Consider the following 15,091-nt stretch of genomic DNA (forward strand, 5'->3'; position numbering starts at 1 on the left):
GTTCAAGCTTTCTCAGTCCAGGTCGAACAGCCCGCGCTGCAGCGCCGCCGGGGCCTCGGTGGGCTGGGCCGCCCCCCGGCCACGGACCGGCCAGCGCCGGCCCTCCCGCCCCGGATGCCGGCTGCCGTGCTTCTGGTAGACCTGCTGCGACTCGGCCCGCACGGCGGGCTGGGCCTTGCGGGTGTGCACGGCCTCGCGGGCGGCGGCCATGGCAGCGGCCAGCTCCACGATCGGCGCCGGGTAGGTTCCGCCCGGGCCCAGCACCACGCCATAGGGCGCCAGGGCATGCGGCGGCAGCTCCCAGGGCGCGTGGATCGCGGCATCGGGCAGGCGGACCAGCTCGGGCACCCAGCGGCGGATGAAGTCGCCCTGGGGGTCCTGGTCGTGCGACTGCTTGACCGGGTTGTAGATGCGCACGGTGTTGATGCCGGTCACGCCGCTCTGCATCTGCACCTGCGGCCAGTGGATGCCGGGCTCGTAGTCGGTGAAGCAGCGCGCCAGGTGCAGGCCGGGCGCGCGCCAGTGCAACCAGAGCAGCTGGCTGGCGAAGCTCATCACCATGGCGCGCATGCGGAAGTTGAGCCAGCCGGTGGCGGCGAGGCTGCGCATGCAGGCGTCGACGAAGGGGTAGCCGGTGCGGCCGGCGGCCCAGGCCTCCAGGCGGGCCTGGGCCTCGGGCGCCAGCGGGCTGCCGTCCTCGTGCGGGCGCAGGCCGTCGAAGCCGCGGTGCACATGGCGCCATTCGATGGCGGGCTCGCTCTCCAGCTTCTGGATGAAATGGCTCTGCCAGTGCAGGCGGGATTCGAAGCTCTTGAGCGCGTCCAGCCAGTCGCGGCGTTCGGCGCGGCCGGTCTCGTCCTGCGGGGCCTGGGCCAGCCAGTGCGCGCGGCGGGCCAGGGCGGCGTGCAGCACCTCGCGCACGCTGAGCGTGCCCCAGGCCAGGTGGGGCGAGAGGCGCGAGCAGGCCTCGGCCCCCTGCATCGGCCCGGACATGGCGGCGCGATAGGGCCGGCCGCGCGCCTGCAGGAAGCTGTGCAGCAGGGCCAGGCCGGCGGCCCGGCCGCCCTTCTGGCGAGCCGGCGGCGGCTCGGCCCAGCCCAGGGCGGCGGCAGTGGGCGGGGCGGCCGAGGGGCAGGGCGGCTCGGCCGCCCGAAGCGACGCGGGCGGGTCCAGGGGCGGCGGCGTCATGCGCTGCATCCACAGGCGCGACCACTGGTCGCGGCTCTTCAGGCGGCGCACCACGCCGTTGGAAGGCAGCTCGGTCCAGCTCACACCATGAGCCCGGCACCAGGCGGCGACGCGGCGGTCGCGCGCGAAGGTCCAGGCATTGCCGGTCTCCTCGTGGCTCCACAGCGCGAAGCGGCCGTGGCGGGCGAGGAGGGCTTCGAGCGCGCCCTCCACCTCGCCCGGCCAGCGCCACAGCGCGCTGCCCAGGCTGTGCAGGGCGGCCTCCAGCGCGCGCAGGCTGTCCTCGGCAAAGGCCCAGTGGAAGGCCGAGGCGTCGTCTTGCGCCCAGCGCGCGGGCTCGTCGGCCCAGAGCGCCAGCACCGGGCCGGCTGCGGCGGCACGGACCAGGGGCGCATGGTCGTGCACGCGCAGGTCGCGCTTGAACCACAGCACTTGGACGGGGGGAGCCGGCATGTGCGGAGTGTCGCGGCGGGCCGACCGGGGCGCCGTAGCGGGGGTTTGGGGAGGGCTTCGGCGGCACGCGCCGGGGCGCCGGCTCAGCCCGTCAGCAACTGCTCCAGGCGCTGCTCGCGCAGGCCGTAGAAGCGCTTGATCTCGGCGACCTGCGCCAGCAGCTCGGGCCGGCGTGCGGCCAGGGCCTGGGCCGCCGTGCCGCGGGCCTTCACGGCCAGGATCATCTTGTTCTTGCTGGTGTGCTCCAGCGCGATGAACTCGAAGACCTGGGTGCGGTATCCCTGGCTTTCCAGCAGCAGGGCGCGCAGGGCGTCGGTGACCATCTCGGCCTCCTGGCCCAGGTGGATGCCGTGCTGCAGCATGGGCCGCAGCACCGGCGGCAGCTGCATCTGCGGGCGCAGCTCCTTGTGGCAGCAGGGCGAGCTCATGATGATGCGGGCGCCGCTCTGCAGGCCCACATGCAAGGCATGGTCGGTGGCGATGTCGCAGGCGTGCAGGGCGATCATCACGTCCAGCGGCTGCACGGCCTGCGTGCGCACATCGCCCTGGTCGAAGCGGATGCCCTGCAGCTGCTCGTCGGCGATCAGGGCATTGCAGAGGCGCACCATGTCCTCGCGCAGCTCCAGGCCGGTCACGCGCGGCTGCAGGCCCTGGCGCTGCAGCCAGTCGTGCACGGCGAAGCTCAGGTAGCCCTTGCCGGCGCCGAAGTCGGCCACCCGGATCGGCCCGGCCCCGGGGCCCTGCAGGCCGGCTTCGTCCACCGCGGCGGCCAGGATCTCGACGAAACGGTTGATCTGCTTCCACTTGCGGGCCATGGCCGGCACGAGGGCCGGCTCGCCCCGGACGAGGTGGGTCAGGCCCAGGCCGCGCCAGACGCCATCGCCCAGGCTCAGCGGCCGGACCTTGGCCTTGTCGTGCGCGGGCACGCCCCCGGGCCGGCGGGCCCCGCCGTCCGGCTCCGTGGGGGCGTCCGGCCCCGCGTCCTCCGGCGCCGCGGTGCCCGGGTCCGACGCCGCGGCCCCGGCGATGCGGCTGCGGCGCAGGCTCTCGCGGCCCTTGCGGCTCACGGCGAACTGCAGCTCCTCGGTGTCGGTGTGCAGGTGGGCATTGCGAAAGCGCGTGCCCAGCAGGGCCGCCAGCTCGGCCAGGCCGGCTTCGGGCGCATGGTTCTTGGTGATGTCCTTCGTGCGGTGGCGCCACAGGAAGCTGAGCGCGGGCTCGCCGCGCAGCAGCAGGGCGCGCACGGTCAGGCGCTCGACAGCCTCGGCGTCCTCGCCGCCCTCGCACACCGGCGCCGAGAGCAGCAGCTTGCGGAACTGGCCCGAGGCCAGCACCGCGCGCAGCACATGCAGGAAGCGCTCGCGCGGCGGGGCATCGGCCGCGGGCGGCGGGGCGAACAGGGCGGGGAACAGGGGAGCCGTCGTCATCGGGGCGGATTGTCGGGCCGCGGCGCCAGGTGCCGGCCGGGCCGGGCCGGGCGACGCCCGCCATGCCCGACACTGCCGGCCTTCCCGGCCCCGGCCGTCCGCAGCGGCCCCGGGGCCCTGCCCCTGCCCCCGCCCGCCATGCGATCTGCCCTCTTCGTCGATTTCGACAATGTCTTCACCGGGCTCAGCCGGCTGGGCCCCAGCTACGCCGAGGCCTTCGCCCGCCAACCCACCCGCTGGCTGGACTGGCTGGTGCAGACGCTCGCGCGACCGCCCGGCGCCGAAGGCAGCTCGCAGCGGCGCGTGCTGGTGCGGCGCTGCTACCTGAACCCCGAGCCCTACAAGCGCTTCCGCATCGGCTTCAGCCGCGCCGGCTTCGAGATCGTCGACTGCCCGCCCATGACGGCCGCCGGCAAGACCAGCACCGACATCCACATGGTGCTGGACATCATCGACGTCCTGCAGTCGGCCACCCGCTACGACGAGTTCATCGTCTTCTCGGCCGATGCCGACTTCACCCCCGTGCTGCGCAAGCTGCGCCGCGAGGACCGCCGCACCACCGTCTTCGCGGCCGGCGCCACCTCGGCGTCCTACGATGCCTCGGCCGACCTGATCATCGATGCCGAGGCCTTCCTGCGCGAGGCCCTGGGCGTGCAGGACGGCGAACCCGACCTGGCCGCCAGCTCGCTCGACAGCGTGATGGCCCAGGCCGAAGCCGTCGTCTGGCGGGTGATGGACCGGGCCGAGCAGCCGGTGCCGCTGCCGGCGCTGACCAAGGCCCTGGCCGTGCAGGTGCCCGAGCTGCCGCTGAGCGACTGGGCCGGCAAGGGCACCTTTCTCGCCCTGCTCAAGAGCCTGCCCCTGGACCCGCTGCGCATCGACCGCGAGCTCAATGCCCTGGTCGACCCGCGCCGCATGCCGCGCGCCGCACCGGCCGGCGCCAGCGCCGCGGCGGGCCCTGCCAGCGCGGCGACCGGCCCTTTCACCGCCCACCCACCCACCGCGCCGCGACCGGCCGTCGGCTTCAGCCCGCTGCATCCGCCGCTGCCGGCCGGCGAAGCCGGCGGCCACGGGCCGATGCTGGCGCAGCTCAGCCGCCTGATCGTCGAGGAAGTGGCTGCGGCCGAGGCGCCGATCCCGGCCGCCCGCCTGGCCCAGATCGCCCGCGCGCGGCTGCCGGGCATCGAAGTGCACTGGCTCGGCCACGGCAGCTGGAAGAAGCTGCTGGACGCGCTGGCCCTGCCCGGCGTGCAGATCGTCTGGCAGGCCCTGGTCGGCTACGCCCTGGACCCTGCCCGCCACAGCCTGCCCGGGCTGGCCACCGAGCCGGCCCACCCGCTGCGCGCCAGCGTGGCCCCGCTGCTCGACGCGGTGGGCCTGCCGGCGCTCAAGCCGGCCCAGTACCGCGCGCAGCTCGAAGGCCTGGCTCAGGCCCTGAGCCTCCAGCCCTACAGCCTGGGCGCCGTCACCCAGGCCATGCACGAGCACTGCCAGCGGCAGCAGCAGCCCGTCAGCCGCGACCAGTGCCTGCGCCTGCTGCGCACCCTGGTCTTCCACGGCTTCGCGCCCGAGGCCGGCCCGCACGGCTTCGAGGACCTGGTGGCCCTGACCTGCGGCGTGATCCTCAGCGCCTGCGCCCGCGAAGGCGTGAAGGTGGAGGACAGCGACCGGGCCGCCCTGATCGCGTGGATGACCGGGGCAGGCTGAAGGGCGGCGGGCCGTCCGGCCCGGGCGTGCCGAGCCCGAGGCGTCTGGACGCCGCCGAGGCACCGCGGTGCGCGGCGTTGCGCCTCAGTGCGCTTCATCCCAGTTCCGCCCCACCCCCGGCTCGGCCAGCAGAGGCACGGCCAGTTGCGCCACGCCGGCCATGCGGGCGGGCACCTCGGCCTTGACCCAGTCCAGCTCGGCCTCGGGCACCTCCAGCACCAGTTCGTCATGCACCTGCATGACCATGCGGCTGGCGCGGCCCTCGGCATCGAGCTGGTCCTGCACGGCGACCATGGCCAGCTTGATCAGGTCGGCCGCCGTGCCCTGCATGGGCGCGTTGATGGCCTGGCGCTCGGCGGCGGTGCGGCGCGGGCCGTTGCCGCCGCGGATCTCGGGCAGGTGCACGCGGCGGCCGAAGAAGGTCTCGACATAGCCCTGTTCGCGGGCCTGCTCGCGGATCGTGTCCATGTAGCGCTTCACGCCGGCGAAGCGGTCGAAATAGCGCTCGATGTAGTCCTTGGCGGCCTTCTGCTCGATGCCCAGGGCGCTGGCCAGGCCGAAGGCGCCCATGCCGTAGATCAGGCCGAAGTTGATGGTCTTGGCGTAGCGGCGCTGCTCGGGGCTGACCTGGTCGACGGGGACGCCGAACACCTCCGAGGCGGTGGCGCGGTGCACGTCCAGGCCCTGCTCGAAGGCGCGGACCAGGGCCGGGTCGCCGCTGAGGTGGGCCATGATGCGCAGCTCGATCTGCGAGTAGTCGCAGCTCACCAGCACATGCCCCGGCGGGGCGATGAAGGCTTCGCGGATGCGCCGGCCCTCGGCCGTGCGGATGGGGATGTTCTGCAGATTGGGGTCGCTGCTGGCGAGCCGGCCGGTCACGGCCACGGCCTGCGCGTAGTGGGTGTGCACGCGGCCGGTGGCGGGGTTGACCATGCCGGGCAGCTTGTCGGTGTAGGTGCCCTTGAGCTTGGCCAGGCTGCGGTGGGCCAGGATGGTGGCCGGCAGCGGGTGGTCGGCGGCCAGCTTCTCCAGCACCTCCTCGTCGGTGGACGGCGCGCCGCTGGCGGTCTTCTTCAGCACCGGCAGCTTCTGCTGGCTGAACAGGATCTCGCCGATCTGCTTGGGGCTGCCCAGGTTGAAGGGCTGGCCCGCCAGCTCGTAGGCCTTGGCCTCCAGCGCGAGCATGCGCTCGGCCAGCTCGCGGCTTTGCTGGCCGAGCAGGGCGCTGTCGATCAGCACGCCGTGGCGCTCGATGCGCTGCAGCACGCGCGAGGCCGGCATCTCGATGCGCTCGTAGACCTCGCGCAGCCGCGGCGCCTGCTGGAGCTGCGGCCACAGCACCTGGTGGACGTGCAGCGTCATGTCGCTGTCCTCGCCCGAGTAGCGGGTGGCGGTGTCGAGGTCGACCTGGGCGAAGGGAATCTGCTGCGCCCCCTTGCCGGCCACCTGCTCGTAGCTCAGGCCCGTGCGATTGAGGTGGCGGCTGGCCAGGCTCTCCAGGCTGTGGGCCTTGTGGGCTTCGAGCACATAGCTCTGCAGCAGGGTGTCGTGGGCATAGCCGGCGACCGTGAGGCCGTGGTTGGCGAAGACATGCTGGTCGTACTTGATGTGCTGGCCGAGCTTGGCGCGGGCCGGGTCTTCCAGCCAGGGACGCAGGCGGTCCAGCACGGCCTGCAGCGGGAGTTGCTCAGGCGCACCGGGGTAGTCGTGGGCCAGGGGGATGTAGCAGGCCTCGCCCGGCTGCACGCTGAAGGACAGGCCGACGATGCGGGCACGCAGGCTGTCCAGGCTGTCGGTCTCGGTGTCCAGCGCGACCAGCTCGGCGGCCTGGAGGCGGGCGAACCAGCGCTCGAAGGCCTCCCAGCTGGTGATGCATTCATGCACCGGTGTGCCGATGGGCGGGATGAGGGGCGCCGCGTCGGCGGCGTCGGCCGCGGGAGGCGTCGCCGGGGCGGCCTCGCCCTCGGCAGGCGTGGCTGCCGGCGAGGCGGGCGCCACGGCCGGCAGCTCGACGCCCAGCGCGCCGGCCAGCTCCTTGCCCCAGGTCCTGAAGCCATGGCGGGCGTAGAAGTCGAGCAGGGCCTCGGCTGGTGCGTCCTGCCAGACCAGGCCGTCCCAGGCCGGCCAGCCGGGCAGGCTGGGCGCCAGGTCGCAGTCGCACTTGACGGTGACCAGGCTGCGGGCGGTGGGCAGCCAGTCCAGGGCCTCGCGCAGCTTCTCGCCGGCCACGCCCTTGATGGAAGGGGCCGCGGCGATGACGCCGTCGAGCGAGCCATGCTCGGCAATCCACTTGGCCGCCGTCTTGGGGCCGACCTTCTCCACGCCGGGCACGTTGTCCACGGCATCGCCCATGAGCGTCAGGTAGTCGACGATGCGTTCGGGCGGCACGCCGAACTTGGCCTGCACGCCGTCCGGGTCCAGGCGTTCGCCACTCATGGTGTTGATGAGGCTGACGTGGACGTCGACGAGCTGGGCCAGGTCCTTGTCGCCGGTGGAGATGACGACCGTCTCGCCGCGCGCGGCCGCCGCGCGGGCCAGGGTGCCGATCACGTCGTCGGCCTCGATGCCGGGCTGCACGATGACCGGCCAGCCGAGCAGGCGCACCACCTCGTGGATGGGCTCGATCTGGCGCCGCAGGTCCTCGGGCATGGCGCTGCGCTGGGCCTTGTAGGCGGGATAGAGCGCATCCCGGAAGGTCGGGCCGGAGGCGTCGAAGACGCAGGCGGCATGGGCGGCCGGAAACTGCTCGCGCAGGCGCTTGAGCATGGCGACCATGCCGTGCACGGCGCCGGTGGGCAGTCCGCCGGGGCCGCGCAGGTCCGGCAGGGCGTGGTAGGCGCGGTAGAGGTAGCTGGAGCCGTCGACCAGCAGCAGGGAGGTGCTCATGCCGGCATTGTCGATGCCGCACCGTGGCGGGGGGCCGTCGGGGGGGCTCCTACAATCCGGGCCATGCGCGCTCACCCCCACCCCACCCGCCGTTCGTCCGCTCCGCTGCCGGCCGGCCCGGGCCGGGTGATCCTGCACCGGCTCGGTCAGGGCCTCTTCGGCGCCCTGCTGCTGCCGGCCCTGGCCCAGGCGGCCGACCTGACGGCCCCGCCGCGGCTGGCCGACCGGCCGGCCCAGGCCGTGCCGGCGCCGGCCGCCGCCGTTGCAGCCAGTGCGCCCGCGCCGCGCCACCGGGTGACCCGCGCCAGCCCGGGCGACAGCGACAGCGGCCCGACCGGCGACCGCCGCGAACCGCGCATCGAGCGCCGCGTCGTCGAGGACGACGCCGCCCGCATCGAGGAGCTGCGCGTGCGCGGCGCGGTGCAGCGCATGACGGTCACGCCCAAGGGCGGCGGTCCGATCCAGCAGCCCTACGAGATCCAGCCGACCGACGCCGGCCGCGATTTCGGCGAAGGCCCCAGCCTCAGCCGCACCGGCGGCCAGCGCACCTGGCGCGTCTTCTCCTTCTGAGCGGCGCTGCGCGCGCCGCCCGGACTGTTTCTGCCCACGTTCCCAGGACCTGCCACGCATGGCCGTGTTCACCGAGGTCGGCTTCGACGCCGCCGCCGCGCTCATCGCCCGCCTCGGGCTCGGCCGGCTCACCGAGCTGCAGCCCATCGCCGCAGGCATCGAGAACACCAACTACTTCGTCGTCAGCGAGCGCGACGGGCAGCGGCTCGACCATGTGCTGACCGTCTTCGAGCGCCTGAGCGCCGAGCAGCTGCCCTTCTACCTGGAGCTGATGCGCCACCTGGCGCGGCGTGGCCTGCCGGTGCCCGAGCCCAAGGCGGATCCCGAAGGCCGCATCCTGCTGAGCCTGGCCGGCAAGCCGGCCGCCGTGGTGGACCGCCTGCGCGGCAAGAGCGTGATGGCGCCGCAGCCCCTGCACTGCGCGCAGCTCGGCACCCTGCTGGCCCGCATGCACGGGGCCGTGCAGGACTTCCCGCTGCAGCAGCCCAATCTGCGCGGCCTGGCCTGGTGGGAAGCCACGGTGCCGCTGGTGCGGCCGCACCTGGCCCCGGAACAGCTCGCGCTGATCGATGCGGAGCTGCGTTTCCAGCAGGCCCTGGCCGCCTCGGCAGACTACGCCGCGCTGCCGCGTGGCGCCGTGCATGCCGACCTGTTCCGCGACAACGCCATGTTCGACGACGGGCCAGCCGGCCCGCAGACACGGTTGTCGGGCTGCTTCGACTTCTACTTCGCCGGCTGCGACAGCCTGGGCTTCGACCTGGCCGTCTGCCTGAACGACTGGTGCATCGACACCGCCACCGGTCGGCTCGATCCGGCCCGCAGCGAGGCCCTGCTGGCCGCCTACGAAGCCGTCCGGCCGCTGGGCGCTGAAGAGCGTGCGCTGCTGCCGGCCCTGCTGCGCAGTGCGGCGATGCGCTTCTGGATCTCGCGGCTCTGGGACTACCACCTGCCGCGCGAAGCCCACATGCTGACCCCGCACGACCCGCGCCACTTCGAGCGCGTGCTGCGCGAGCGCATCGCCAGCCCCTGGCCGGTGGCGGTGGCGGCATGAAGCTGCGTCAGGTGCGTCCGCTGCAGGGCCTGCGCTGGGTCCGTGCGGGTTTCGCCGCCTTCGGCGCGCAGCCCATGGCCTATTCGGCCCAGCTCGGCGTGGCGGGCCTGGTGCTGCTGCTGATCAGCATGCTGCCGGGCGGGCCGCTGCTCTCGATCGCTCTGCTGCCCCTGCTGAGCTGGGGCTTCACGGTGTCGGGCCGCGAGCAGGCCGCCGGGCGCCGCGTGCCGGCCCTGCCCTGGCAGGCCGCGCTGCGCGACCCGCGCCAGCGCCGCGGCTTTGCCGCGCTGGGCCTGCTCTACGCGGCCCTGACCTTCGGCAGCAGCCTGCTGGCCGATGCGATCGACGGCGGCCGATTCAATGCCTTCGTCGACCAGCTGGCCCGGGAATCGGCCGGGGGTGGCGGCACGCTGGACGCCAGCGGCCTGGAAGGCACGATGGCCCTGCGCATGCTGCTGCTGGGTGCGGTCTCGCTGGTGTTCTGGCATGCGCCCGCCCTGCTGGTCTGGGGCCGCCAGACGGTCGCGCAAGCTCTTTTCGGCAGCGTGCTGGCCTGCTGGCGCGGCCTGGGGGCCTACCTGCTGATGGGCCTGGGCTGGTTCCTGCTGCTGCTGGTCTGCCTGGCCCTGGTGCAGCTGCTGCTGCTTGCGCTGGGCCTGGTCCAGGCGGCCAGCCTGGCGGCGCTGCCGGCCGGCATGGCCTTCTCGACGGCCTTCTACGCCTCGATGTGGCGCGTGTACGCGGACAGCTTCGAGGAGGAGGCTTCCGCCGCCGCGGAGCCTCCGGCGCCGGCTCAGTCGGCCTGAGGAGGCTCCGGCAGCAGGCAGGCCTCGGTGGTCTGCAGGCGGTTGTCGCGGGCGAAGCTCATCACGAAGTCCCAGGCACGCGGCTCCAGCTCGCGCAGCGCTTCGTTGACGACCACGCATTTCACGCCGCCCATCACCGTCGGCACGCAGTAGGGCGAGTAGCCGAGGTGTCCCCCGCGGCCTGCGGGCGCCCGGCCCGGACGGAAGCTGCTCATCGCGCCGGCGAGTCGTTCGGACCAGTCGCTGGGGCGGAAGGTGCGACCTTCGGTCGTCTGACCGAGGATGACGATTTCGCGGGGGGCGTCGGGATGGGGCACGGTCGGGTGAGACAGGTAAGGCGTGCGGCGCGGTGGCGCCACGGGCCCCGGAAAGCAGGTGGGCTTGGATCGGGACAGCCGGGCATTCTCGCGCAGACCGGCACGACCTTGCGCAGTGCAGCAACGCCTGTGCCACACGACGCCACACTCGGCCGCCCGGGCTGCGGGCCGGACAGGCTGGGGTAAGCGTCCCGGCTTTGGCACGTTCCGCGCCGCTTTCGTCAAGGCAGGCTGCAGCGGGCTGTCACGGGCGGTCCGGGTCGCGCTTCGTAGAATCGCTCGCTTGTCCGACGATCCGGAGCGCCGCCGAATGAACGCCCCCGAACGCCTCGCCCCGACGGCGATGCCCCATGTGCTGAACACCTACGGGCGCCTGCCGGTCGCGCTGTCCCATGGCCGCGGCTGCACGGTCTGGGACACCGAGGGCCGCGAATACCTCGATGGCCTGGCCGGCATCGCGGTCAACACCCTGGGCCATGCCCATCCGCGCCTGGTGGCGGCCCTCGCCGACCAGGCCGGCAAGCTGATCCACACCAGCAACTACTACGCGATCCCGCTGCAGGAGCAGCTGGCCGCCAAGCTCTGCGAGCTCTCGGGCCTGACCGGCGCCTTCTTCTGCAACTCGGGCCTGGAGGCCAACGAGGCGGCGATCAAGATCGCGCGCAAGCATGGCGTCGACCAGGGCATCGAGGCCCCCGAGATCCTGGTCTTCGACAAGGCCTTCCACGGCCGTTCCCTGGCCACCCTGTCGGCCACGGCCAATCCCAAGGTGCAGCAGGGCTTCGGCCCGCTGGTGCCGGGCTTCGTGCGCGTGCCGCTGAACGATCTGGCGGCGATCGAGACGGTCGCTGCGCAGCGGCCCGGCGTGTGCGCCGTTTTCCTGGAGACGGTGCAGGGCGAAGGCGGCATCCATCCCGCCCAGCTCGATTTCCTGCGCGAACTGCGCGCGCTCTGCGACCGCAAGGGCTGGCTGCTGATGCTCGACGAGGTGCAGTGCGGCATCGGCCGCACCGGCCAGTGGTTCGCCCACCAGTGGGCCGGCATCCAGCCGGACGTGATGCCGCTGGCCAAGGGCCTGGGCTCGGGCGTGCCCATCGGCGCGGTGGTCTGCGGCCCCAAGGCCGTGAAGGTGCTGCAACCGGGCAACCACGGCACGACCTTCGGCGGCAACCCGCTGGCCATGCGGGCCGCCCTGGAGACGATCGCGGTGATGGAGGACGAGGGCCTGCTGGCGAATGCCGCGGCCGTCGGCGCGCACCTGAAGGGCTCTTTGACGCGCGAGCTGGCCGGGCTGGCCGGCGTGGTCGAGATCCGCGGCACGGGCTTGATGCTGGGCATCGAGCTGGACCGCCCCTGCGGCGTGCTCCTGCAGCAGGCCCTCGACGCCGGCCTGCTGATGAGCGTGACCGCCGACCGCGTGATCCGCCTGGTGCCGCCGCTGATCCTGACGGTGGCCGAGGCCGACCGCCTCGTCGCGCTGCTGGTGCCGCTGATCCGCGCCTTCCTGAGCGCGCCGGCCGCGGCCTGAGCGCCGCGTCAACCTGACCCTGGCCCCCGAGCCCCTCGCCCGATGAAACCCGGCAAGAGCCTGATCAAGCACTACCTGCAGTTCAAGGACCTGCGCGCGGAGGAGTACGCCTACCTCTTCGGCCGCGCCGCGGTCATCAAGCAGCGCTTCAAGAACTACGAGAAGTACACGCCGCTGGCCGACCGCACCCTGGCCATGATCTTCGAGAAGGCCAGCACCCGCACCCGCGTGAGCTTCGAAGCCGGCATGTACCAGCTCGGCGGCTCGGTCGTGCACCTGACGACCAGCGGCAGCCAGCTCGGCCGCGACGAGCCCATCGAGGACAGCGCCCGCGTCATCAGCCGCATGGTCGATCTGGTGATGATCCGTACCTACGAGCAGGCCAAGCTCGAAGGCTTCGCCGCGCATTCGCGCGTGCCGGTGATCAACGGCCTGACCAACGAGTACCACCCCTGCCAGATCCTGGCCGACCTCTTCACCTGGCTGGAGCATCGCGGCGGCACGACCCGCGCCGGCATGCCCGACATCGGCAGCCTCAGGGGCCGTGTGGTGGCCTGGGTCGGCGACGGCAACAACATGGCCAACACCTGGCTGCAGGCGGCCGAGATCTTCGGCTTCACCGTCCATGTCAGCACCCCGAGCGGCTACGAGGTCGATCCGGCGGTGGCCGGCGTGCGCGACCCGGGCTGCTTCAAGGTCTTCAAGGACCCGATGGATGCCTGCCGCGGCGCCGACCTGGTCACCACCGACGTCTGGACCAGCATGGGCTGGGAGGCCGAGAACGAGGCCCGCAAGGCCGCCTTCGCCGACTGGTGCGTGGACGCCGAGATGATGGCCGTGGCCCAGCCCGACGCCGTCTTCATGCACTGCCTGCCTGCCCACCGCGGCGAGGAGGTGGCGGCCGAGGTCATCGACGGCCCGCAGAGCGTGGTCTGGGACGAGGCCGAGAACCGCATGCACGTGCAGAAGGCGCTGATGGAGTTCCTGCTGCTCGGGCGCATCGGCTGAGCCCCCGGTCCGCCCCCCCTGCCGAGGTCCTCGCGATGAACCCCCTGAACCGGTCTGCACCGGCCCTCTCGATCCGGCAGTTGCTGATCTGCGGGGCGGCCATCGTCACGCTCAGCATGGGTGTGCGCCACGGCTTCGGCCTGTGGCTGAGCCCGATCACGATGGAGCGCGGCTGGACGCGCGAGACCTTCGCCTTCGCCATGGCCGTGCAGAACCTGGTCTGGGGCCTGGCCGGCCCGCTGGTCGGCCTGCTGGCCGACCGGCACGGCGCGCTGCGCGTGCTGAGCGCAGGGGCCCTGCTCTACGCCCTGGGCCTGGCCGGCATGGCCCTGGCGGGCGCGCCGACCGCCTTCCTGCTCAGCAGCGGCGGCCTGATCGGCCTGGCCCAGGCCGGCACGACCTATGCCGTGGTCTACGGCGTGATCGGCCGCAATGTGCCGGCCGAGCGCCGCTCCTGGGCCATGGGCCTGACGGCGGCGGCCGGCTCCTTCGGCCAGTTCCTGATGGTGCCCCTGGCCAGCGGCTTGATCGACCGCCTGGGCTGGCAGCAGGCGCTGCTGCTGCTGGCCGGCTCGGTGCTGCTGATCCTGCCGCTGGCCTGGGGCCTGCGCGAAGCGCCGCGCCCGGCCGGCGCCGCGGGGGGGCCGGCTGCCCAGGGTGCGGGCGCCGCGATCCGCGAAGCGCTCGGCGAACGCCGCTTCCTGCTGCTGACGGCGGGCTACTTCGTCTGCGGCTTCCAGGTGGTCTTCATCGGCGTGCACCTGCCGAGCTACCTGCGCGACCACGGCCTGGGCCCCGAGGTGGCCACCGGCGCACTGGCCCTGATCGGCCTGTTCAACGTGATCGGCACCTACGTCGCCGGCCTGATCGGTCAGCGTCATTCCAAACCGCGGCTGCTGGCGGCCATCTATGCGCTGCGCTCGGTGGTGATCGTCGTCTTCCTGCTGGCGCCGCTGAGCGCCTTGAGCGTCTACCTGTTCGCCGCGGCCATGGGCCTGCTGTGGCTGTCCACGGTACCGCCGACGAATGCCCTGGTTGCGCAGATCTTCGGCGTGCGGCACCTGTCGATGCTGGGTGGCACGGTCTTCCTGTCGCACCAGCTCGGCAGCTTCCTCGGGGTCTGGCTGGGCGGCTGGCTCTATGACCACCAGGGCCGCTACGACAGCGTCTGGGGCCTGTGCATCGCGCTCGGCGTGCTCGCCGCGCTGCTCAACCTGCCGGTGCGCGAGACGCCGCTGGCACGGCTGCGGCCGGCCGCCGGCTGAGCCGCGATGCAGCGCTCGGCGAGGTCCTTGTCGCGGCGGCAGTCGCTGCCCCGGCCGCTGCGGCTGCGGGGTGCGCTGCGGGGCACGCTGCTGGGCGGCCTGCTGGTCGCCCTCGTGCTGCTGGCCACCCTGCTGGCCTGGCTGCAACCGGGGGTGATCATGAGCCTGGGCAGCCGCCTGATCGCCTGCTTCTAGCCTCCCGCCGGCGATCCCTTCCCGCGCCCCACCGCCTCCCATGAGCCTGCCGCCCCTCCGCCCTGCCGAGCCCCATGCCGCGCTGCAGGCGCCCTCGCCCTGGATCACCCGCTGGGCCGCCGGGCTGCCCCCCGGCGCCCGGGTGCTGGATCTGGCCTGCGGCCGTGGCCGGCATGCACGCTGGCTCGCCGCGCGGGGCTTGCAGGTCACCGCGCTTGATCGCGATGCCGAAGCCCTGGCGGGCCTCGCCGGGCTGCCCGGCCTCCAGCCGCTGCAGGCCGACGTGGAAGACGGCCCCTGGCCGCTGGCCGGCGGAGCCTTCGACGCGATCGTCGTGACGAACTACCTGTGGCGACCGCTCTGGCCCGCCCTGCTGGCCTGCCTGGCCCCGGGCGGTCTGTGGCTGCACGAGACCTTCGCGCTCGGCCACGAAGCCCTGGGCCGGCCCAGCCGGCCGGACTTCCTGCTGCGCCCGGGCGAGCTGCTGGCCGTGGCGGCCTCCGCCGGGCTGCAGGTGCTGGGCTACGAAGACGGCCTGCTGGACGGTCCGCCGCGCCGCATCCAGCGCATCGCCGCAGCCCGGCCCGAGGCCGACACCGCCCCGGCGCGCGCGCGCCGGCTCGACGCCGCCTGAGCCGGCCGCCCGGGCCGCGCGCCTTGCCGAAGGCGTGGACGCTGCTGGCTAGAATC

Annotated in this window: 13 protein-coding genes and 1 pseudogene; 9 read left to right on the forward strand and 5 right to left on the reverse strand. The window is 73.3% G+C overall.

Going from position 1 to position 15,091, the window contains the following annotated elements:
* Positions 1-12 precede the first annotated feature (12 nt).
* The 3 genes and pseudogenes from H4F90_RS05225 to H4F90_RS05230 form a co-directional block, all read right to left on the reverse strand.
* Entirely contained in the window at positions 13-1,197 is a 1,185-nt protein-coding gene (locus tag H4F90_RS05225; protein WP_407926172.1) for an FAD-binding domain-containing protein, read from the reverse strand.
* A gap of 54 nt (positions 1,198-1,251) precedes the next feature.
* A pseudogene (locus tag H4F90_RS15840) lies at positions 1,252-1,641 on the reverse strand (deoxyribodipyrimidine photo-lyase); the annotation flags it as partial.
* Between the two features lie 83 nt (positions 1,642-1,724).
* Entirely contained in the window at positions 1,725-3,068 is a 1,344-nt protein-coding gene (locus H4F90_RS05230; RefSeq protein ID WP_182662120.1) for a class I SAM-dependent methyltransferase, read from the reverse strand.
* A 138-nt stretch (positions 3,069-3,206) separates the two neighbouring features.
* On the opposite strand from H4F90_RS05230, the gene H4F90_RS05235 reads away from it, so the two are divergent.
* A complete protein-coding gene (locus H4F90_RS05235) occupies positions 3,207-4,775 on the forward strand; it encodes an NYN domain-containing protein (protein WP_182662122.1) in 1,569 nt (522 codons plus the stop codon).
* An 84-nt stretch (positions 4,776-4,859) separates the two neighbouring features.
* Here H4F90_RS05235 and polA read toward each other — a convergent pair whose 3' ends face one another.
* Positions 4,860-7,661, reverse strand: a complete 2,802-nt coding sequence (gene polA / locus H4F90_RS05240; RefSeq protein WP_182662124.1) for a DNA polymerase I — start codon at positions 7,659-7,661, stop codon at positions 4,860-4,862.
* A gap of 63 nt (positions 7,662-7,724) precedes the next feature.
* On the opposite strand from polA, the gene H4F90_RS05245 reads away from it, so the two are divergent.
* From H4F90_RS05245 to H4F90_RS05255, 3 genes are read left to right on the forward strand one after another with little or no spacing between them, the layout of a single operon-like run.
* The gene (locus H4F90_RS05245) at positions 7,725-8,231 is read left to right on the forward strand and encodes a hypothetical protein (RefSeq protein ID WP_182662126.1); all 507 of its coding nucleotides are present in this window, start codon (positions 7,725-7,727) and stop codon (positions 8,229-8,231) included.
* 58 nt (positions 8,232-8,289) lie between these two features.
* Positions 8,290-9,282 carry a homoserine kinase gene (locus H4F90_RS05250; protein ID WP_182662128.1) on the forward strand — a complete coding sequence of 331 codons (993 nt, stop codon included), beginning with the start codon at positions 8,290-8,292 and terminating at the stop codon, positions 9,280-9,282.
* The gene (locus tag H4F90_RS05255; protein ID WP_182662130.1) at positions 9,279-10,088 is read left to right on the forward strand and encodes a BPSS1780 family membrane protein; all 810 of its coding nucleotides are present in this window, start codon (positions 9,279-9,281) and stop codon (positions 10,086-10,088) included. Before H4F90_RS05250 ends, H4F90_RS05255 begins: the two co-directional genes overlap by 4 nt.
* On the opposite strand, the gene H4F90_RS05260 is transcribed toward H4F90_RS05255, so the two are convergent.
* The gene (locus tag H4F90_RS05260) at positions 10,076-10,405 is read right to left on the reverse strand and encodes a DUF3579 domain-containing protein (RefSeq protein ID WP_182662132.1); all 330 of its coding nucleotides are present in this window, start codon (positions 10,403-10,405) and stop codon (positions 10,076-10,078) included. The two genes, H4F90_RS05255 and H4F90_RS05260, sit on opposite strands and share 13 nt — an antisense overlap.
* Positions 10,406-10,715: 310 nt before the next feature.
* On the opposite strand from H4F90_RS05260, the gene H4F90_RS05265 reads away from it, so the two are divergent.
* The 5 genes from H4F90_RS05265 to H4F90_RS05285 are packed head-to-tail and all read left to right on the forward strand — an operon-like array spanning position 10,716 to position 15,035.
* Complete coding sequence (locus H4F90_RS05265; RefSeq protein WP_182662134.1) at positions 10,716-11,933, forward strand: aspartate aminotransferase family protein; 1,218 nt, start codon at positions 10,716-10,718, stop codon at positions 11,931-11,933.
* A gap of 42 nt (positions 11,934-11,975) precedes the next feature.
* The gene (gene argF / locus H4F90_RS05270; protein WP_182662136.1) at positions 11,976-12,941 is read left to right on the forward strand and encodes an ornithine carbamoyltransferase; all 966 of its coding nucleotides are present in this window, start codon (positions 11,976-11,978) and stop codon (positions 12,939-12,941) included.
* A 35-nt stretch (positions 12,942-12,976) separates the two neighbouring features.
* Positions 12,977-14,206: an MFS transporter gene (locus tag H4F90_RS05275; RefSeq protein WP_182662138.1), complete on the forward strand. Its 1,230-nt coding sequence runs from the start codon at positions 12,977-12,979 to the stop codon at positions 14,204-14,206.
* 6 nt (positions 14,207-14,212) lie between these two features.
* Positions 14,213-14,401 (forward strand): hypothetical protein, encoded by a 189-nt coding sequence (locus H4F90_RS05280; RefSeq protein ID WP_182662139.1) that lies wholly within the window; start codon positions 14,213-14,215, stop codon positions 14,399-14,401.
* A gap of 40 nt (positions 14,402-14,441) precedes the next feature.
* Positions 14,442-15,035, forward strand: coding sequence for a class I SAM-dependent methyltransferase (locus H4F90_RS05285; RefSeq protein WP_182662141.1), 594 nt, complete (start codon positions 14,442-14,444; stop codon positions 15,033-15,035).
* Positions 15,036-15,091 lie beyond the last annotated feature (56 nt).

Source organism: Aquariibacter albus, from assembly GCF_014145335.1.
Classification (GTDB): Bacteria; Pseudomonadota; Gammaproteobacteria; order Burkholderiales; family Burkholderiaceae_C; genus Aquariibacter; species Aquariibacter albus.

What these genes read in the sequence shown, in the direction of transcription:
- H4F90_RS05225 (WP_407926172.1), bottom strand. Translation starts at nt 1,197, where the DNA reads ATGCAGCGCATGACGCCGCCGCCCCTGGACCCGCCCGCGTCGCTTCGG.
- H4F90_RS05230 (WP_182662120.1), bottom strand. Translation starts at nt 3,068, where the DNA reads ATGACGACGGCTCCCCTGTTCCCCGCCCTGTTCGCCCCGCCGCCCGCG.
- H4F90_RS05235 (WP_182662122.1), top strand. Translation starts at nt 3,207, where the DNA reads ATGCGATCTGCCCTCTTCGTCGATTTCGACAATGTCTTCACCGGGCTC.
- polA (WP_182662124.1), bottom strand. Translation starts at nt 7,661, where the DNA reads ATGAGCACCTCCCTGCTGCTGGTCGACGGCTCCAGCTACCTCTACCGC.
- H4F90_RS05245 (WP_182662126.1), top strand. Translation starts at nt 7,725, where the DNA reads ATGCGCGCTCACCCCCACCCCACCCGCCGTTCGTCCGCTCCGCTGCCG.
- H4F90_RS05250 (WP_182662128.1), top strand. Translation starts at nt 8,290, where the DNA reads ATGGCCGTGTTCACCGAGGTCGGCTTCGACGCCGCCGCCGCGCTCATC.
- H4F90_RS05255 (WP_182662130.1), top strand. Translation starts at nt 9,279, where the DNA reads ATGAAGCTGCGTCAGGTGCGTCCGCTGCAGGGCCTGCGCTGGGTCCGT.
- H4F90_RS05265 (WP_182662134.1), top strand. Translation starts at nt 10,716, where the DNA reads ATGAACGCCCCCGAACGCCTCGCCCCGACGGCGATGCCCCATGTGCTG.
- argF (WP_182662136.1), top strand. Translation starts at nt 11,976, where the DNA reads ATGAAACCCGGCAAGAGCCTGATCAAGCACTACCTGCAGTTCAAGGAC.
- H4F90_RS05275 (WP_182662138.1), top strand. Translation starts at nt 12,977, where the DNA reads ATGAACCCCCTGAACCGGTCTGCACCGGCCCTCTCGATCCGGCAGTTG.
- H4F90_RS05280 (WP_182662139.1), top strand. Translation starts at nt 14,213, where the DNA reads ATGCAGCGCTCGGCGAGGTCCTTGTCGCGGCGGCAGTCGCTGCCCCGG.
- H4F90_RS05285 (WP_182662141.1), top strand. Translation starts at nt 14,442, where the DNA reads ATGAGCCTGCCGCCCCTCCGCCCTGCCGAGCCCCATGCCGCGCTGCAG.